The sequence below is a fragment of the Alteromonas oceanisediminis genome, from assembly GCF_018474025.1.
Lineage (GTDB): Bacteria > Pseudomonadota > Gammaproteobacteria > Enterobacterales > Alteromonadaceae > Alteromonas_E > Alteromonas_E oceanisediminis.
The window spans coordinates 71750-87474 of sequence record NZ_JAHCTA010000002.1 but is presented as its reverse complement, the minus strand read 5'-3'; the positions used below and the strand labels follow the sequence as shown (position 1 = coordinate 87474).

General features: G+C 47.4%; 13 protein-coding genes. 5 read left to right on the top strand and 8 right to left on the bottom strand.

Annotated features, from left to right (window positions below; genetic code table 11):
- Window positions 1-3: 3 nt before the first annotated feature.
- From thrB to KIU71_RS03560, 4 genes are all read right to left on the bottom strand, one after another.
- Window positions 4-963, bottom strand: a complete 960-nt coding sequence (gene thrB / locus KIU71_RS03575) for a homoserine kinase (RefSeq protein WP_214129809.1) — start codon at window positions 961-963, stop codon at window positions 4-6.
- Window positions 964-3429, bottom strand: a complete 2466-nt coding sequence (gene thrA / locus KIU71_RS03570; protein WP_214129808.1) for a bifunctional aspartate kinase/homoserine dehydrogenase I — start codon at window positions 3427-3429, stop codon at window positions 964-966. It lies immediately after the preceding gene.
- Between the two features lie 315 nt (window positions 3430-3744).
- Window positions 3745-4083 (bottom strand): DUF3718 domain-containing protein, encoded by a 339-nt coding sequence (locus KIU71_RS03565; RefSeq protein WP_214129807.1) that lies wholly within the window; start codon window positions 4081-4083, stop codon window positions 3745-3747.
- 414 nt (window positions 4084-4497) lie between these two features.
- Window positions 4498-4863 (bottom strand): response regulator, encoded by a 366-nt coding sequence (locus KIU71_RS03560; protein WP_214129806.1) that lies wholly within the window; start codon window positions 4861-4863, stop codon window positions 4498-4500.
- 150 nt (window positions 4864-5013) lie between these two features.
- Between KIU71_RS03560 and aceK the strand changes: the two genes are divergently transcribed.
- The 3 genes from aceK (at window position 5014) to KIU71_RS03545 (ending at window position 11019) form a co-directional block, all read left to right on the top strand.
- Complete coding sequence (gene aceK, locus KIU71_RS03555) at window positions 5014-6717, top strand: bifunctional isocitrate dehydrogenase kinase/phosphatase (protein WP_214129805.1); 1704 nt, start codon at window positions 5014-5016, stop codon at window positions 6715-6717.
- Between the two features lie 500 nt (window positions 6718-7217).
- Complete coding sequence (locus KIU71_RS03550) at window positions 7218-10427, top strand: S8 family serine peptidase (protein ID WP_214129804.1); 3210 nt, start codon at window positions 7218-7220, stop codon at window positions 10425-10427.
- A gap of 58 nt (window positions 10428-10485) precedes the next feature.
- A complete protein-coding gene (locus KIU71_RS03545) occupies window positions 10486-11019 on the top strand; it encodes a PEP-CTERM sorting domain-containing protein (protein WP_214129803.1) in 534 nt (177 codons plus the stop codon).
- A gap of 70 nt (window positions 11020-11089) precedes the next feature.
- On the opposite strand, the gene KIU71_RS03540 is transcribed toward KIU71_RS03545, so the two are convergent.
- A complete protein-coding gene (locus KIU71_RS03540) occupies window positions 11090-11485 on the bottom strand; it encodes an MAPEG family protein (RefSeq protein ID WP_214129802.1) in 396 nt (131 codons plus the stop codon).
- Window positions 11486-11628: 143 nt separating this feature from the next.
- On the opposite strand from KIU71_RS03540, the gene KIU71_RS03535 reads away from it, so the two are divergent.
- Together KIU71_RS03535 and KIU71_RS18000 are read left to right on the top strand one after the other, a co-directional pair.
- Complete coding sequence (locus KIU71_RS03535; protein WP_214129801.1) at window positions 11629-12333, top strand: response regulator transcription factor; 705 nt, start codon at window positions 11629-11631, stop codon at window positions 12331-12333.
- Window positions 12330-13727, top strand: coding sequence for a sensor histidine kinase (locus tag KIU71_RS18000; RefSeq protein WP_214129800.1), 1398 nt, complete (start codon window positions 12330-12332; stop codon window positions 13725-13727). The genes KIU71_RS03535 and KIU71_RS18000 overlap by 4 nt, the downstream gene beginning before the upstream one ends.
- Window positions 13728-13835: 108 nt before the next feature.
- Here KIU71_RS18000 and KIU71_RS03525 read toward each other — a convergent pair whose 3' ends face one another.
- The 3 genes from KIU71_RS03525 to KIU71_RS03515 all read right to left on the bottom strand — a co-directional run bounded on the left by KIU71_RS03525 (window position 13836) and on the right by KIU71_RS03515 (window position 15536).
- Window positions 13836-14357, bottom strand: coding sequence for a GNAT family N-acetyltransferase (locus tag KIU71_RS03525; RefSeq protein WP_214129799.1), 522 nt, complete (start codon window positions 14355-14357; stop codon window positions 13836-13838).
- A complete protein-coding gene (locus KIU71_RS03520) occupies window positions 14354-14911 on the bottom strand; it encodes a DUF3833 domain-containing protein (RefSeq protein WP_214130151.1) in 558 nt (185 codons plus the stop codon). The genes KIU71_RS03525 and KIU71_RS03520 overlap by 4 nt, the downstream gene beginning before the upstream one ends.
- Before the next feature lie 91 nt (window positions 14912-15002).
- On the bottom strand, window positions 15003-15536 hold the full coding sequence (locus KIU71_RS03515; protein WP_250207242.1) for a chalcone isomerase family protein: 534 nt from the start codon (window positions 15534-15536) through the stop codon (window positions 15003-15005).
- Between the last annotated feature and the right edge of the window lie 189 nt (window positions 15537-15725).

The following is a 15725-nucleotide window of genomic DNA, read 5'->3' as shown; positions in this document are numbered from 1 at the left end:
GTTTTAACTCACTGTAGTTGTTGTTATCGCCGCGCCGGTCGGCGGTATCCGGCAAATATGACTGAAGCCATCCTCAGTCTGCACGTACGCTTGTTGCAGATAGTCACAAATGGCGCGCGCTTTATCAATATCATCTGTCACACTAAACACAGTGGGACCTGAACCGGAAATTCCAAAGGCCAGCCCACCACGCTCAAGCGTCGCCGTACGGGCCGAGTCGAAACCGGGTAACAGTGACTTTCGCCAAGGTTCTGCAAGCACGTCATGCATGACTCTGGCGGCATCTGCAGGCGCTTTTCGGTGCAACGCATCGACGAAAACCCCTAATTGGCGCCCAAAGGTGAGTACATCATTGATCTTATATTGCTTGGGAAGAATTTCACGCGCTGCCGCAGTTGACACTGATAGCCCCGAGTAACTCACTATCCAATACCAGTCATCCAGCAGAGGCAGTTGAGTCACTGGCTTTTGACTATCTCCGGTCATGAGCGTCATCCCACCTAAGTAGCAGGGCGCGACATTGTCATAGTGGATACTGCCACTGATTTGCCCCTCCAGCTCTCCCATCATCAACAGCAACTGTGGCGCCGTGAAAGGCTTATCGAAATAATGATTCAGAGCGCAAAATGCCGCGACGATCGAACTCGCGCTGCTGCCCAAACCACTGCCAATCGGTAAGCGCTTTTCAAGGTGCAGTGCAACGGCGGGGCATGCTTTGTCTATTGACTGCATCGCACGCGCAAAATAGTGATAGCAGTCGAGTACGATATTGTCATTCGGCGTTGCCGGTAATTTGTGGGCAAAACCGCCCGATACGTTAAGCGTAAGGGTCTCCGCCGGAGACACAGTCACACTATCACCTAGCGATGTTCCGTCAATCGGTGCTAGCGCCGCTCCCAATAAATCAAACCCCAAACTCACGTTACCAATCGAGGCTGGCGCGAACGCGCTGACTTTTTGCATTTATGCGATTTCCTGTTTCCATGGCATGGTACGCAATATATCAGCAAATACCCCAGCAGCGGTAACCATTGCACCGGCTCCGTAACCGCGGATGACGTAAGGGATAGGTTGATAGTAAGCACTATGAATAGCCAATGCGTTTTCACCATCTTTAATCGCGGCGAGCGGATGATCCTGCGCCACAGCCTGAATACTGACTTTGCACTGCCCGTTTACAATAGCACCGACATAGCGCAACACTTTATTCTCCAGCTTGGCCGACTGCACACGTTTATCAAACTCAACATCGATTGAGGCAAGGTTGTCTAGAAATTCCTCAACGCTACCTTGTGCGTCAAAAGAAGCCGGTAGCACAGACTCTATGGTGATATCGCTGAGTTCAAGCGGCATATCGGCCTCACGAGCCATGATCAGTAGTTTACGCGCGACATCCATGCCACTGAGATCATCGCGTGGATCAGGTTCGGTATAGCCTTTTTCGCGTGCGATACGTGTTGCTTCTGAAAGCGTTTTTCCGTTTTCCAGTTCACCAAACACAAACGACAACGAACCCGATAAGATGCCTTCGAAGCGCTCTAATTGGTCGCCTGCGCTGAGCAACTTTTGTAAATTATCAATAACCGGTAACCCTGCCCCCACGGTTGTTTCATAGAGATACTGTCGGCTGGTATCCTGAGCGACACGCTGTAGTTGACGATAGTAAGCCATCGACTTTGTATTGGCTTTTTTGTTCGGCGTGACCACATGAAAGCCATTCTCAAGCATATCTAAGTATTGGTCTGCCACACTGTCACTGCTGGTACAATCTACGATGACCGGATTGACCAACGCATTATCGGCAACAAAATCAGCCAAACGCTGCGTGCTAAAAGACTCATTGCTTTCAGACAATGCGTTTTCCCAACCATTGTTCAACGCAATCGACGCGTCACGTAACAAGAGTTTTTTGCTGTTAGCGATGCCATACACATTAAGGCGCACGTTGCGCGCTAGCAATGACGGTTGCTGTTTATGGATTTGTTCAAGTAGTGCCTTTCCGACGGTACCACAGCCAATCAGGAAAACATCGATGGTGTGTAAACTTGAGAAGAAATTTTGATGGACAACTTTCACGGCCTTTTTCGCTTTATGTAGTTCTATAACAGTGGAAATGGATCGCTCAGAGCTGCCCTGTGCAATCGCGACATTGTTCACCCGAGCTTGGGCCAGTGCGCTGAAAAAGCGTGCCGCTAGCCCTTTCTGATGACGCATACCATCGCCGACGAGCGTCACAATAGCGAGTGACTTGCGCACCTCAATCGGATCAAGCAGATGATTACTCAGTTCTAGGGCAAAAGCGTCTTCCAACACGTCCAACGCTTTACCGGAATCTTTTTCGTGAATACAAAAGCTTATGCTGTACTCGCTTGATGACTGCGTGATGAGGCAAATAGAAATGTTAGCCTGTGCCAACACTTCAAAAACGCGACTGGCCATGCCGACCATCCCTTTCATGCCTGGACCGGCCACGTTGAACATCGCCATATTATCAAGCTGCGAAATCCCTTTTACGCTAGTCCATCTGGTACTTGGCTCAGCACTGATGAGCGTACCGGGTGCCGCAGGATTTAGTGTGTTTTTTATCCAGCAGGGGATGTGAAACTGAGCAATCGGCCCTATGGTTTTCGGATGCAGTACCTTCGCACCAAAGTAGGACAGTTCCATCGCTTCCTGATAAGTCAGTTTATCCAGCAACACGGCCCCATCGACCTGATTAGGATCAGCGTTGAAAACACCATCAACGTCGGTCCAGATTTCACAACTTTCCGCGTCCAGACAGGCCGCTAAAATGGCCGCTGAATAATCAGAACCGTTTCGGCCAAGAGTGACTTTCTCACCCTCAGGATTAGCTGCCACGAAACCCGGCATAACCAGCAGTTGTGTACCATCCTTGACGACGTCAGAAAATCTTGCACGGCTTTGATTAAGATCGGCGATGCTGTCCAAGTAGTCTCCGTCAGCAATAACGTAGTTCACCGGATCGATGATGGTGTTGGCCACCCCTTGCGCGCTCAGCATGTGACTGAACAGTGTGACACTAACATACTCCCCTAAGCTCAAAATGCTGGCCGTAACCGGTGCTGGTGCCAGACCCAGTAGCTTGATCCCTTTAAGTTGGTCGTTAAGCACGTCAAGACGTTGTCGAATAAAGGTGGTGACCGCATCAAGGTTAAAGTTATCCAAAGTGTCATTCAGCTCGTTGGCAATGCCTAGCAAGGTCATTTCCAGCTTGGCGTAAAGCTCACCGACGTCTTTGCCTCTCGCGGATTCTTCACACAATAGCGACAAAGCATTGGTGACTCCTTTAGGCGCTGAAAGCACGACAGCCGCACCGTGTGAAGCATGTGTCTGCTGGCTGATATTCATGACGCTTAAGTACCGTTTTGCGTCTGCCAACGACGACCCGCCAAATTTCATTACTTTCACTGTTTTTCTCCCGTGTTGTGCGCTGACATATGCGATAACTTTATGCAGTTTAGAGCTAAAAAAAAACCCGCTGTTGTGAGCGGGCTTTCGTTGAATTTGTGTCTTGCACTAGTCAACGACCGCCCGAATAAGGGTGGTTGTCATCATGGTAATAGTGCAAATAATCGTCTTCATGGGTTCAATGTGACGTATAGACGTCTAGATGTCAATACTGAAAATAAAGAAATCGGAAAAGGTGGGTAAATAGCCGCTTCTGTCGCACCTTGGTGTGCGTTCAAAAGCGGCGTAGATTGGGTTGCCCTGCACGCAGACATGTTAGCTTTGCGCTAACAAGTATGCGTGTACATCTTCAGCCTGTTTGTCCTGCGAAAACTCAATCAGCGTTTTTCCATTACAGGTAACGCCTTGCTCAGAGGTCACCGCGCGAAGCACACCGCGTTGACTGCCCGCCAGACGCCCTACCTTGCGAGAAGCCTGCTTGCGTAACTTAATGACATCATCCTGTACGATTGCCTGACAAAAACCGGCGTATTGTGTGTCACCGACAAAACGGATATCGCGCGTTTCAGAGGCATTATTGGCAAAGGCGCTTACGCTACTCAGTAGTGCTGCACCCAGTGTTACTATCGTTACTGATTTTCTTAACGTGTTCATCGTTATTCCTCGACCTTTAATTAAATGACGTTGCGTTATCATGTGCATTGATGCAGCGTCGGCAATGCATCTAGCCGACCTGCTGAATGCACAATCAGTTATGGCAGAGGTTAAATGGATTTGTTGTAGCAATATTGTGGCGTTGGCGTAAATCTAGGGTTAAATGAGATGTTAGCGACTCGTAAAAATTCTAAATTACGGAAATATAGGAAGATTATTTGATTCTTTAGTCAAACTCATTCTATAAATGAAATTTATAGATCAAAATAATTCTAAAAGTAGGGGCGATAATCAGTGACAACGAGTACCGCAGTGGTCTCAATGCAAAAAATTTTACAAAAGTACAGCAATAAGCAAGTGAGCGGCCGCGCCAGGCGCTCTGAAAACAGAGAGTGAAACGGTTAAAAACGCGCGTTAATACAATCCAAATTTTTTCAAAACGGCACCCAGGCGCTGTGTATCCACGGGCTTTTTGATAAAATCTAGCGCCCCCAAGCTCAACACCTTCTCTTGCATTTGTGGTTGAATATCACCGGAAACCACAACCACAAACACTTCCAAACCGCGTGCCTTGATCTGTTCTAGTACGCCGACACCATCCAATACCGGCATGGTTAAATCCAATAGCAACAAGGTGATTTGTTCTCGTAACATGATGTCGAGTGCCTGTTGACCATTTTCAGCAGTCACCACAGAGGCTTGCAATGGTGGCGGTAAACTGCGTTTAGCCATCTTGCGCGCAAGCGAAGAGTCATCGCAAATGAGTACGGGGAAAGTCATACGGCGTCTTGTAATTATTGTATTTGGCGTATAGTCCTAAAATAACCGATGATCACAACAATTGAAAGCTGTAGCGAACATGTTCCCTTCTTTTCTTCTTAGCTGTTAATCTAAGGTCTATTGAACTAACACGCCATCGACACTGAACCTATGAAATTACCTGACAAAGTCGCCTACCAAATACTTAATGGATTTGATAAAAGTTTTAGATGGTACAGCCGTATCACTCGCGGCGCGCAATCTCGTTTTGAACAGGGCCAGTGGGCCGCAACGCATCAGGCAGTCAAAGAGCGCATTACTATTTACGAACAATCTTTGTCGGATATCGTCAGTGAGATTTATCAACTCATTCACGTTCACCAACAGAATCACCAGTTTTGGGTGGATCTCAAAAGTCGGTTTACTCGGCTTCTGGACAACCACCCGCAGTTTGAGCTCGCAGAAACCTTCTTCAACTCTGTGATTGGCCGCGTGTTTAAACACCAGCATATAGATGACCAGATAATGTACGTTCTGCCCAGTCGTTGTTTTCTTTCGGGAGCAGACAGGCAAAAAGTGTTGAATAGCTTTGATACCACCGGAACGGTGCGAGCCATGCATGAAGCCATATTGGCTACGTATCGATTTAACATCGAATATGAAAATAAAGAGCGCGATCTCGAGTTTATGGATATTGCATTGCGTAAGCGCTTAAGCAGAGCCCAACTCGCCAGTGTCAAAGCCGTAGAGCTGCTAAAACCTGTTTTTTATCGCAGTAAAGCCGCGTATCTGGTTGGGCGAATTTGTATGCCCGATGAGACCGTCCCCTTCGTGATTGCCTTGCAAACCAACGAAAATCACCAACTGTTTGTCGACGCGTTGCTAACTGAGCGAATGGATCTCAGCGTGATTTTTGGCTTTGCGCGTTCTTATTTTATGGCGGATACACTGTATCCCGGTGAAGTAGTTTCCTTCTTACATGAGCTGCTGCCCCATAAAAAACAGTTTGAGCTGTATATGTCTTTAGGCTTCTATAAGCACGGAAAAACGGTCTTTTATCGTAATTTCCTCCAGCATCTTTCCCGTAGCGACGATCGCTTCGAGTCTGCGCCGGGCACCAAAGGCCTGGTGATGGCAGTGTTTCATCTTCCCAGTTACGGTGTGGTGTTTAAGATTATTAAAGATGAATTTGCAGAAAGTAAAAAAATCACGCGTGACCACGTCAAAGAGTGCTATCGACTGGTCAAGACATCCGATCGGGTGGGTCGAATGGCAGACACTCACGAGTATGTGAATTTTCGGTTACCCAGAAAACGGGTATGCCCTGCGCTTATTGATGAGCTGCTTGACACCTGTCAATCCAGCATTGAACTGACAGAAGAAGAAGTCATTATAAAGCATCTGTATATTGAACGAAAAATGACACCGCTTAACTTATACTTACAGCAGGAGCAAGATCCAGAAAAGCAAAGGCATGCGATTGACGAACTAGGGCTTTGCATTAAACAGATAGCAATGGCGAATATTTTTCCCGGCGATATGTTGCATAAAAACTTTGGGATCACAAAATCGGGGCGCGTTATTTTTTACGACTATGACGAGATTTGCTTAATGAGTGAGCGTCAATTCAGAGCTTTGCCTACCTCAGATGACCCGTTCGCAATCGACACCTTATCGGTGGGTCCTAACGATGTGTTTCCAGAGCAATTTGAACATTTTATTGTGGGCAAAAAAGTCTTCAAAGAGTTGCTTAAAGCACTACACGGTGACCTGATGACGCCCGCTTATTGGCGAAAAGTGCAGGCGATGACGAAAACCGGCACGATACAAGACTTTACGCCCTACCCGGCATCACATCGATTTCAGCAGCGGTGAATGAAGATAGTCATTAGTAATTCAGAGAATAAAGAGGTAACGCTAAGGTTAGTGCCCCATTATTGTGCAGGTTGTACCTCCAAACCAATCACTACACGCACGTGTAAGCCGTACGCTTTCGCATTGAGATTGGTATAATTAAACGGCTCAAGCTCGCCATACGATTGACTTACCGCATGATCGAACTGGGCTATAGCACTCTTGCGAAAGATAGTTGTACAAACTTTGTTCTGTCAGCATTTTTTACAATTTCATTGTGACTCTTCCACATTCTGAATAAAAATTCATTAAAACCAAGAACGTATATCAATGGCACGAAACTTGTAATGTTAATCTGCTGCCAAACAATTTACATCCTGTTAATCTTAACCAGGTAATGGCAACAAAATTCGTGGTCACTCCACCGAATAGTTAGACATTAGCGATTCTATGCAAAGGCATCTTATGCTGCCTTTTTTGTTAAGCATGAAAATAATAATAATATGTCAACGGAGACTTACATGAAGTTCAACAAGTACTTAAGCAGTATGGCTTTAGCCTGTGTTGCTTCGAGCTGCATTGCGTCAGCCTCGGATTACACGGTCGAGGTCGATCCCACCCAGTTCCGAGCAGCAGGCGCAGCGCCTGTTCAAAATAGTTCAACCGGCATGTATATTGTCCAGTTGAAAGGTGCGCCAGCGATAGCGGTTGCAGCTGATATTGGAGAGCTTACGCCGAGCAACCAGCTGGTTGCGCGATATGGCAACAACTACAACGCCAACACCCCAGCGATGACAGAATATGTTCGCACTGTCAAAGAACGGCAGGAAGCGGTCGCTTCGGCGATTGGTGTCAATGATGTATTGCATAGCTATGCGCATACATTCAACGGTTTCTCCGCAAAACTAACGCCAGCTCAAGCCAACGCGCTTAGAGCACACCCAGACGTTGCGAATGTGTTCGCAGACGAGTTACATCAGCTCCAGACGGCCAATACGCCTGCCTTTTTAGGATTAACAGGAGCCAATGGTCAGCACACTTTAGGTATCAAAGGTGAAGATGTAGTCGTTGGTATTCTAGATTCAGGTATTTGGCCTGAAAACCCTTCTTTTTCAGAAGATTCCTCTATCAGTGAGCGAGCTTATGGTGCGCCCCCCTCTGGCTGGAATGGCGAATGTAACGTAGGTTCGGTGGGTTCATTTACAGACGGCGAAGGTAGCGTTATTTATGATGACGCCACCGCTCCAGTCGATGAATTTGAGTGTAACAACAAACTCATCGGTGCACGTTACTTCGGTCAATCATTTTCTAGCGTATACGAGATCCGCTTCGGTCTAGGTGAGTTTGCCTCGCCGCGAGACGCAGACGGTCACGGTAGCCATACGGCTTCAACCGCTGCGGGTAATGCTGGTGTGACGGCCACGCTATCAGGCGTTGAAGTTGGCACAGTTTCAGGTATTGCGCCCAGAGCCCGCGTGGCGGCCTATAAGGTGTGCTGGAATGCGAATTTTGTCAGTGAAGCCGGCGTGAACGAACGCGGTTGTTTCTTCGGTGACAGCATGGCAGCAATCGACCAAGCAGTTGTTGATGGTGTGGACGTCTTGAACTACTCCATCGGTAACAGCCAAGCCATCAATTCACCGGTGTACACGGCTTCACTTCGAGCTGCACAAGCTGGCGTGTTCTTCTCTGGTTCTGCTGGCAACAGCGGCCCGACAGCAGATACCGTAAGTAACATCGCACCGTGGATCACGACGGTTGCTGCATCGACGTATGACGGTGAGTCAGCGTTGATTGGCAATGCGCTTACAATCAACTCAGGTGACCTTGAGGGTGATTCGCTGTTTTCTATTCACTCAGCGATTGGTCCTGATGTTCCTGAAGGCGGCTTAACCGGTGACTTAGGTTTAGCAAGTCCTATCTTGGCATGCGACCCCATCACAACTGACTTAACCGGTCAGATTGCGCTTATCGCTCGCGGCGCCTGTGCATTTTCGACTAAAATGCTCAATGCCCAAGCCGCTGGTGCTATCGGTGTTGTCGTTTATACTGACAACCGTACGCCAATCGCCATGGGTGGAGAAGGTGCAGGAATCAACATTCCTGGTGTCATGGTCACCAATGCTGATGGCCTGGCGCTTGTTGATAGCGTTAACAATGGTGTTACCAACGTTACAATGACCTTTGACCCAGCAGCGGGTACTTCAACTGAAGTTGGTAATATTATGGCTAACTTCTCATCACGTGGTGTGAATACGCAATCGAATGATATTTTGAAGCCTGATATTACGGCACCCGGTGTGCGTATTTTGGCCGCCACTAGCTCAAATCAATTTGAATTCGATGGCAATGTCGATGGTGAGAGCTTCGCGTATTTGCAAGGTACTTCGATGTCGAGCCCTCACATTGCCGGTATGGCAGCGCTTTTGAGCGGTCAGTATCCAGAATGGAGCCCAGCGCAAATTAAATCGGCGCTAATGACGACTGCTTATCAAGATGTTGTGAAAGAAGATGGCGCGACACCAGCAACGCCATTTGATTTCGGTGCAGGTCATGCATCTCCGGTTGATGCAATGAACCCTGGCGTTGTATACGACGCTAACCTAGGTGACTATCTCGGCTTCTTGTGTGGCCAAGGTGAAGACTCCTTAGTGCTAAGTTTGCAAGGTGAAGATGCTCTTAGCTGTGCGCAGATTGCTGACGCTGGCTTTGCCACCGACGCGACTGAATTGAACTACCCGTCAATCGCTATCGGCACGCTTGATTCTATCGAAACCGTATCACGTACAGTAACTGATGTTACGGGTGATGGTGGTCAGTATGCAGTTGTTGTTGATGCACCTGCCGGCATTTCAGTTAGCGTAGAAACATTCGATTCTGAAGGTACCTTAACTGAAGATAATATGTTGATCCTTGAGCCAAATGGAACAGCAAGCTATCGACTCACGTTTGACCGTGTGGCAAACGCCTTTACTCCTGATCAGTGGGTGTTTGGGTCAGTCACGTTGCAAGGCAATAACGGTATCGATGCACGCAGTCCAATTGCTGTGTTCCCATTGGCTGACTCAACTATCATCGTGCCAGAATCACTGTCGATTCAGCTCAACCGAGGTCGTGCAGCGTTTGCTGTTCAAACATTGTATACCGGTGACTTGAGCATGGACTACACAGGCCTAGTGGAAGGTTTTGGGATTACTGGCGAAGCACCAAACCGTAACGGCGGCGCATTCAACTTTAGCGCTGGATTGGCAACGTCAACGTTCCTTTCTATTCCTGAGGGGACTTCATTGGCTCGTTTCGCTCTTCGTGACGCGCTTGTCGGTGACGGAACATTAGACACTAACCTTGATCTCTATCTCTACGCGTGTACAGGCTTCTCTTGTGTACCTGTTGCAGATAGCACAAATGTGGACTCGAACGAAGAAATCATGCTGGTTAATCCTGAGCCGAAATTCAATCGTGCCGCGGGTGACTTGTATATTCTCTTTGTCCACGGTGTTGACACGGCGGGTCAAGACTCAGTTGATTACACAGTGCCTACGTGGATTGTGGAAGGTGCTGATCCGTCGACTCGTATGACGACATCACGTCGCGCGGTCGAAGGTCGATTCCACAATGTGAGCCTACGTACACGTGGTCTAAACCCTGACCTGCTTTATATGGGTACAGTGTCTTTCACTGACGACTTTGGTGAAGTTCAAGGCACGACCGTATTAGAAGTTCAACCCTAAAGACATTCACTCGGGGCCATGCCCCGAGTGACTATTTTGATAAACGAGGAAGTAGATTATGAAATCTCTCAAGCAATTATTGATAAACGCAGCCGCTGCAACTGGCTTGCTATTAGCGACAACATTCAGTGCCAATGCAACACTCATTACACAAGACATTATCGCGGGTGGGTTTAATATCGCGACGGTCGAAATCGACGTTCCTGATGAGTTTTTGGGAACAGGGCTTATCGACACGGCATTTGATGGTGTACCAACGCTGGTTAGCCTGAACTTTTTCGGCGTATTCCCTGCACTGGAAATTTTTGATTTTCAAGCCGTAATCAACACTGACGACTTGTTTGCCGGAATTGAATTTCTAGCGATCGACGCAATAGACTCAGATGGCTCTAACCCATGGACGTATCAAATTATCATCGATATTTTCGACCCGAGTTTTAACTTTGTCGATATTTTTGATGCAAATAATGACCCGGTATTTTTTAGTGCAGATGTCCAATTAAGCCAAGCGCAAGTCAACACGCCTGCCACACTTGGACTGTTTGTACTTGCTATTGCCGGCGTTTTTGCTGCACGCATGCGCAAGTCATAAGAAGCAATTTTAGGCGAAAGCCTTCTACAAGCACGATGAAATGCTCAGGCTTGCCTGAGCATTTTTTTGCTTAACTCATCGCCAACAACAGTCTAACCAGTAGCGCAAGTGCACAGCCAAAGCCAATCACCCACGCGGCACTGCGCAATATGTCCCAGTTAACCCAGTACATCACCAAGTAGATAAAACGGCTGATCACAAAGGCAATCGCCAGTAATTTTGCCACGTCGTCAATCGCCCCGAGGCTCATTACAGTAACGACCGCTGGCGCGAAATACGCAATCGCTTCAAAACAGTTTTTATGCGCAGCCAGCGCGCGAGCGCCAAACCCCGTTAACGAATTTTGTTGATTTCGAGGGTGCTTATTATCGTAACGACTCGATTGATGCATGGCGTAAGCCAAGGGCACTTTGGCGATGATCGGCATCACCAGCACAATCAATAAACTTATTATCATTACAGCCATGGTATTCCTTCTATTGTTTTGTTCACCTAACGCCAGTGTAACCACGATCGGCCTTAGAATGATCATCATTACAAAAGATTAAGCCAATCTCATGCGAAGATTAGCTATTATAGTTAAGTTTTTACACCACTGAGCTACCGAACATGAAGTGTTTACTCATTGAAGACGACGAAACCGTGAGACACTTTATCGAAAAGGGGCTGCATGAGTCTAATCATGTGTGTGACAGCGCAGCGGATGGTAAGCAAGGCCTGTTGCTCGCGACAAGTGAACACTACGATGTGCTGATACTTGATCGTATGCTCCCCCAAATGGATGGCTTAACGCTGCTAGACACCTTCCGTTCGACCAACACCTTTACACCCGTATTAATTTTAAGTGCGCAGAACAAGGTTGATGACAAAGTAAAAGGACTTCGCTCAGGTGCAGACGACTACCTGACCAAACCCTTTGCCTTTGAAGAGCTGTTGGCGCGATTGGAACTGCTGGTTCAGCGAGCTGCGACTCAATCCAGTAAGGATATCGAGGTGACCCTTACTGCAGCTGATTTGTCACTCAATTTGTTAACTCGCCAAGTGACGCGTTCGTCACAAACCATTGATTTGCAAGGAAGAGAATTCAGGCTACTTGAGTATATGATGCGTAACAAGGGCCGTGTTATCACGCGTACCATGCTGCTTGAGAAAGTATGGGATTATCACTTTGATCCACAGACCAATGTCATTGATGTACACATCAGCCGACTACGTCAGAAAATTGATAAAGGCTTCAGCTCCCCCTTGATAGAGACAGTGCGCGGCGCCGGGTATCGATTGCACGACAAGCTCCCGGATGTGTCTGCTCAGTGAAAGCGATCCGCGATTTTTCCAAAAGCAGTAGCTTTTCGTTAAGCGCACTTTTTACCACCCTATTAATGTTGGGCGTGTTTTTTATTGCCTATTTTATGGTGATCAGCACAGATGAAACACTGATGCGTGAATCAGAGGCCGCGGTGATGTTAGATGTTCGAGGGCTTGAGCAAATCTATTCTCTCGGCGGCATCAAAACATTGCAAGAAACATTACGTCAGCGCTCTGAAAACAAACAATTAGGCGCAGTTTACGTTCTACGCGATAGCGGTGGACAAGTGATCGAGGGGGACCTACCGGCCTGGCCGATGGTCATTGATGAGGTCCGTCACGATGGTTTTGTCATTTACGCTATCGAACCATCATTCCATGAAGCCAGCCCGGCACGGTCGGTTCGCGCGTTCAGTGAAGGTCACGATTTGCTCTCTCAATCCGTAAAGTTAGATAACGGCTACGAGCTTTTAGTGGGCCGCAATGTTGATGACATTGAAGTCGCCCAATGGGTCGGTAGTACATTCGGCTGGGTGATCATGGCGATGCTTGTTCTGATTGCTGGTGTTAGTTTGTGGGTAGGTTACTACGTTGTAGCCCGAATCAATGCGATTGCTGGTACCGCGCAAACCATTATGGATACCGGTGATTTGTCCGCACGCCTGCCGATCGAGAGCACATGGGATGATTTAAGTAAGCTGGCAGAAGCCTTGAATCGCATGCTGGAAGAAATTGAACTCTCTGTGACCAACATTCAGTCTGTGTCAGACAATATTGCTCATGACTTGCGCACCCCATTGACTCGTCTGCGGCAGCGCATTGAAAATCAAATAGAACCCGAAACCGCCCAACCGCTGTTGGCGGAGGCAGATAACCTTTTGAATATGTTTAACGGTTTGCTGCGTATCGCGGATATTGAATCAGACAAACAAAAAAGCGGGTTTGCGGAGTACAATCTTGCCACCATCGTGGATGATGTTGTGGACCTGTATCTGCCTTTAGCCGAAGAAAAGTGCATTGAGTTTTCAACCGATGTGACTCATACAGTGCACTTCTGCGACCGCGACTTGATGTTTCAATGCATCGCGAACATTGTCGACAATGCTATCAAATTCACACCCGAACGAGGCCAAATCAGGATATTTCTAGGCCGATCAGAGACTCATACCATTATCAGAGTCGATGACAATGGCGTCGGTGTTGCAAAACATAAATTTGCTGACATCACACGGCGCTTTTTCCGTGAAGATAAAAGTCGCAGCGCCAACGGAAACGGATTGGGTATGTCGATGGTATCGGCCATTACAAAGTTGCACCAAGGAACGCTGAAATTTGTGGAAAATCCGTTGTCAGCAAAAACGGGATTGGGCGTTGCGATTTACCTTCCTATCTCACGGCACTGAAGCCGCGTGGTTCATGTAACCTCAACCCATGATAGGAAATTAGCAGCACGTTGAATGTAGTACGTATCTAACCATAGTTGCCCACAGCTCATCTTAATCGCGTTCAGTTTATTTAGAGGATGGGACGTAGGCGAACATAAATGCGTCGCGCCCGAAAATTCTAGAACGTAGCAACCCCTCATTGACACAACCGACTTTTTGCGCAATCGCCAGGCTGGATACGTTTGCTGGCTCAATAACTAATTCCACTCTACGCAATCCCAATTGCTCGACAGCAAAAGTGAGCAACTGGTTGGCAGCCATAGTTGCCAACCCTTTCCCGCAGAATGCGGGTGCAATCCAATAACCAAGATTGCAAAATTGATGAACGGAATTTATCGCGTTTAGAAACCCTACGCCGACGTACTCATGGGCAGATTTGTCAGTTCCTGCCAATATCAAAAAACAATGATGGCTGCGCTGTTTTAAACCCAGTTCACACCATGTTAAGAACGCTTCGCACTCGCCGCTGTCTATCGGTGTAAAAAATGTTCCCAACCAAGGTTCGACACTCGAACGCGCAGATTCAGATAACGCCTTTAGATCAGCTTTATGAGCGCGTGTAATGCGCGTTAAAGCCACTTTGTTCATTCTTGCTTTTGCATAAAAATGGTCACTTCCGCCATTACCAGACCAAACTTACGAATATAGCTACGGTTCATCATCGTGGTGTCGTCAAATGCCCAAAACCAGTCATCGAAAGTGACACGATAAGTGGTGTCGTCGACAGGCAAATCCATTTCATAGCTAAAATTAAACGCATTCCCGTAACTGGTACCGGCGGCGGGCCCTGCGATATCTCCAGCGTTGCCTACATATTTGCCTTCACCGACTTTTTCAATCTTCCACACGCGTGATTTAGCGCCGTCGCCCAATCCATATGTGAATTTCTCGTCCAGCGTTAAGACACCATCTTGCATACTGCCGTCGATATCGACGACAAACCGCTGTATCACTTCGCCACTGCGATCCTGAACGATGCCCCAGGCACGCACATCGCCATCAAAAAAAGATTCAATGTTGAAGTCAGGAGATACATCGCGGTAATTATTTCCATCTACCGACACCGAGCAAGCGGTTAAGGTCAGCATAGCCACGCACAGAGTGGCAAATCGACTGAAGCATTTTACGACTTTTTTGCGCATGATCAGGGCTTGGCTTCTAGCGCGGCCGAGACGGTTTTTCATGAATATCATACTCTCTCCTTAAAGGGGTGTTTTCAATGTGGTTCGCTGATCAGCGATTGAGTAAACGCTTGCGCAACTTAGGTTCGGACGTTTTCTCTCCAAGCCAAATGTCGAAAAAAGCCTGCGTAAACTCTTCATCTTCAACAAGGCCAATCTGCTTATCTTCCAGAAAGAAACGAGCATGCCCGCTGTCCTTGTGTGCAATACCAGTTAACGTCTGACCTTCTTTAACATCTGGGAAAATTGATGACATTTGCGCTAACCAGTCGTCTAATTTGGCGCTGTCATTTTGACCCTGCTTACGCATCTCTTTAACAGAACGCTCAGCAATATCGCGACCATCGAAGTCACGAAGATAAGTCAGTGATAGCGCAAACGCACCGTTAGGATCGTATTCCCCATTGGGTGTGTACAGTTTCACGTCGTAAACATCCCAGAAAAAATACTCAAACCTTGCTTCGCCGACCACCTCAGCTCCGCCGATGTGTTCTTCAACCACCGCTTTGTTAGCATAAGCATTGTTGTTCATCAAAAATCCAAAAAAGAATAAGCCAATTACGGTAATACGTGAGCGTTTTTTCATTCTCAACCTCCTGTTGCGATGTACTTTATACGACACCAAACACAAATTGATCATGTCGTCGTATGTAATTAATAATGTCTTCGGCGTACCATAGTTGCATGAAAAAAATGTCATCAACACTCCATGTTGGTGTAACGTTGCGTGGACTAGACTGTCATTCGAACTAACCCAACTCAATTAAAGGTATTT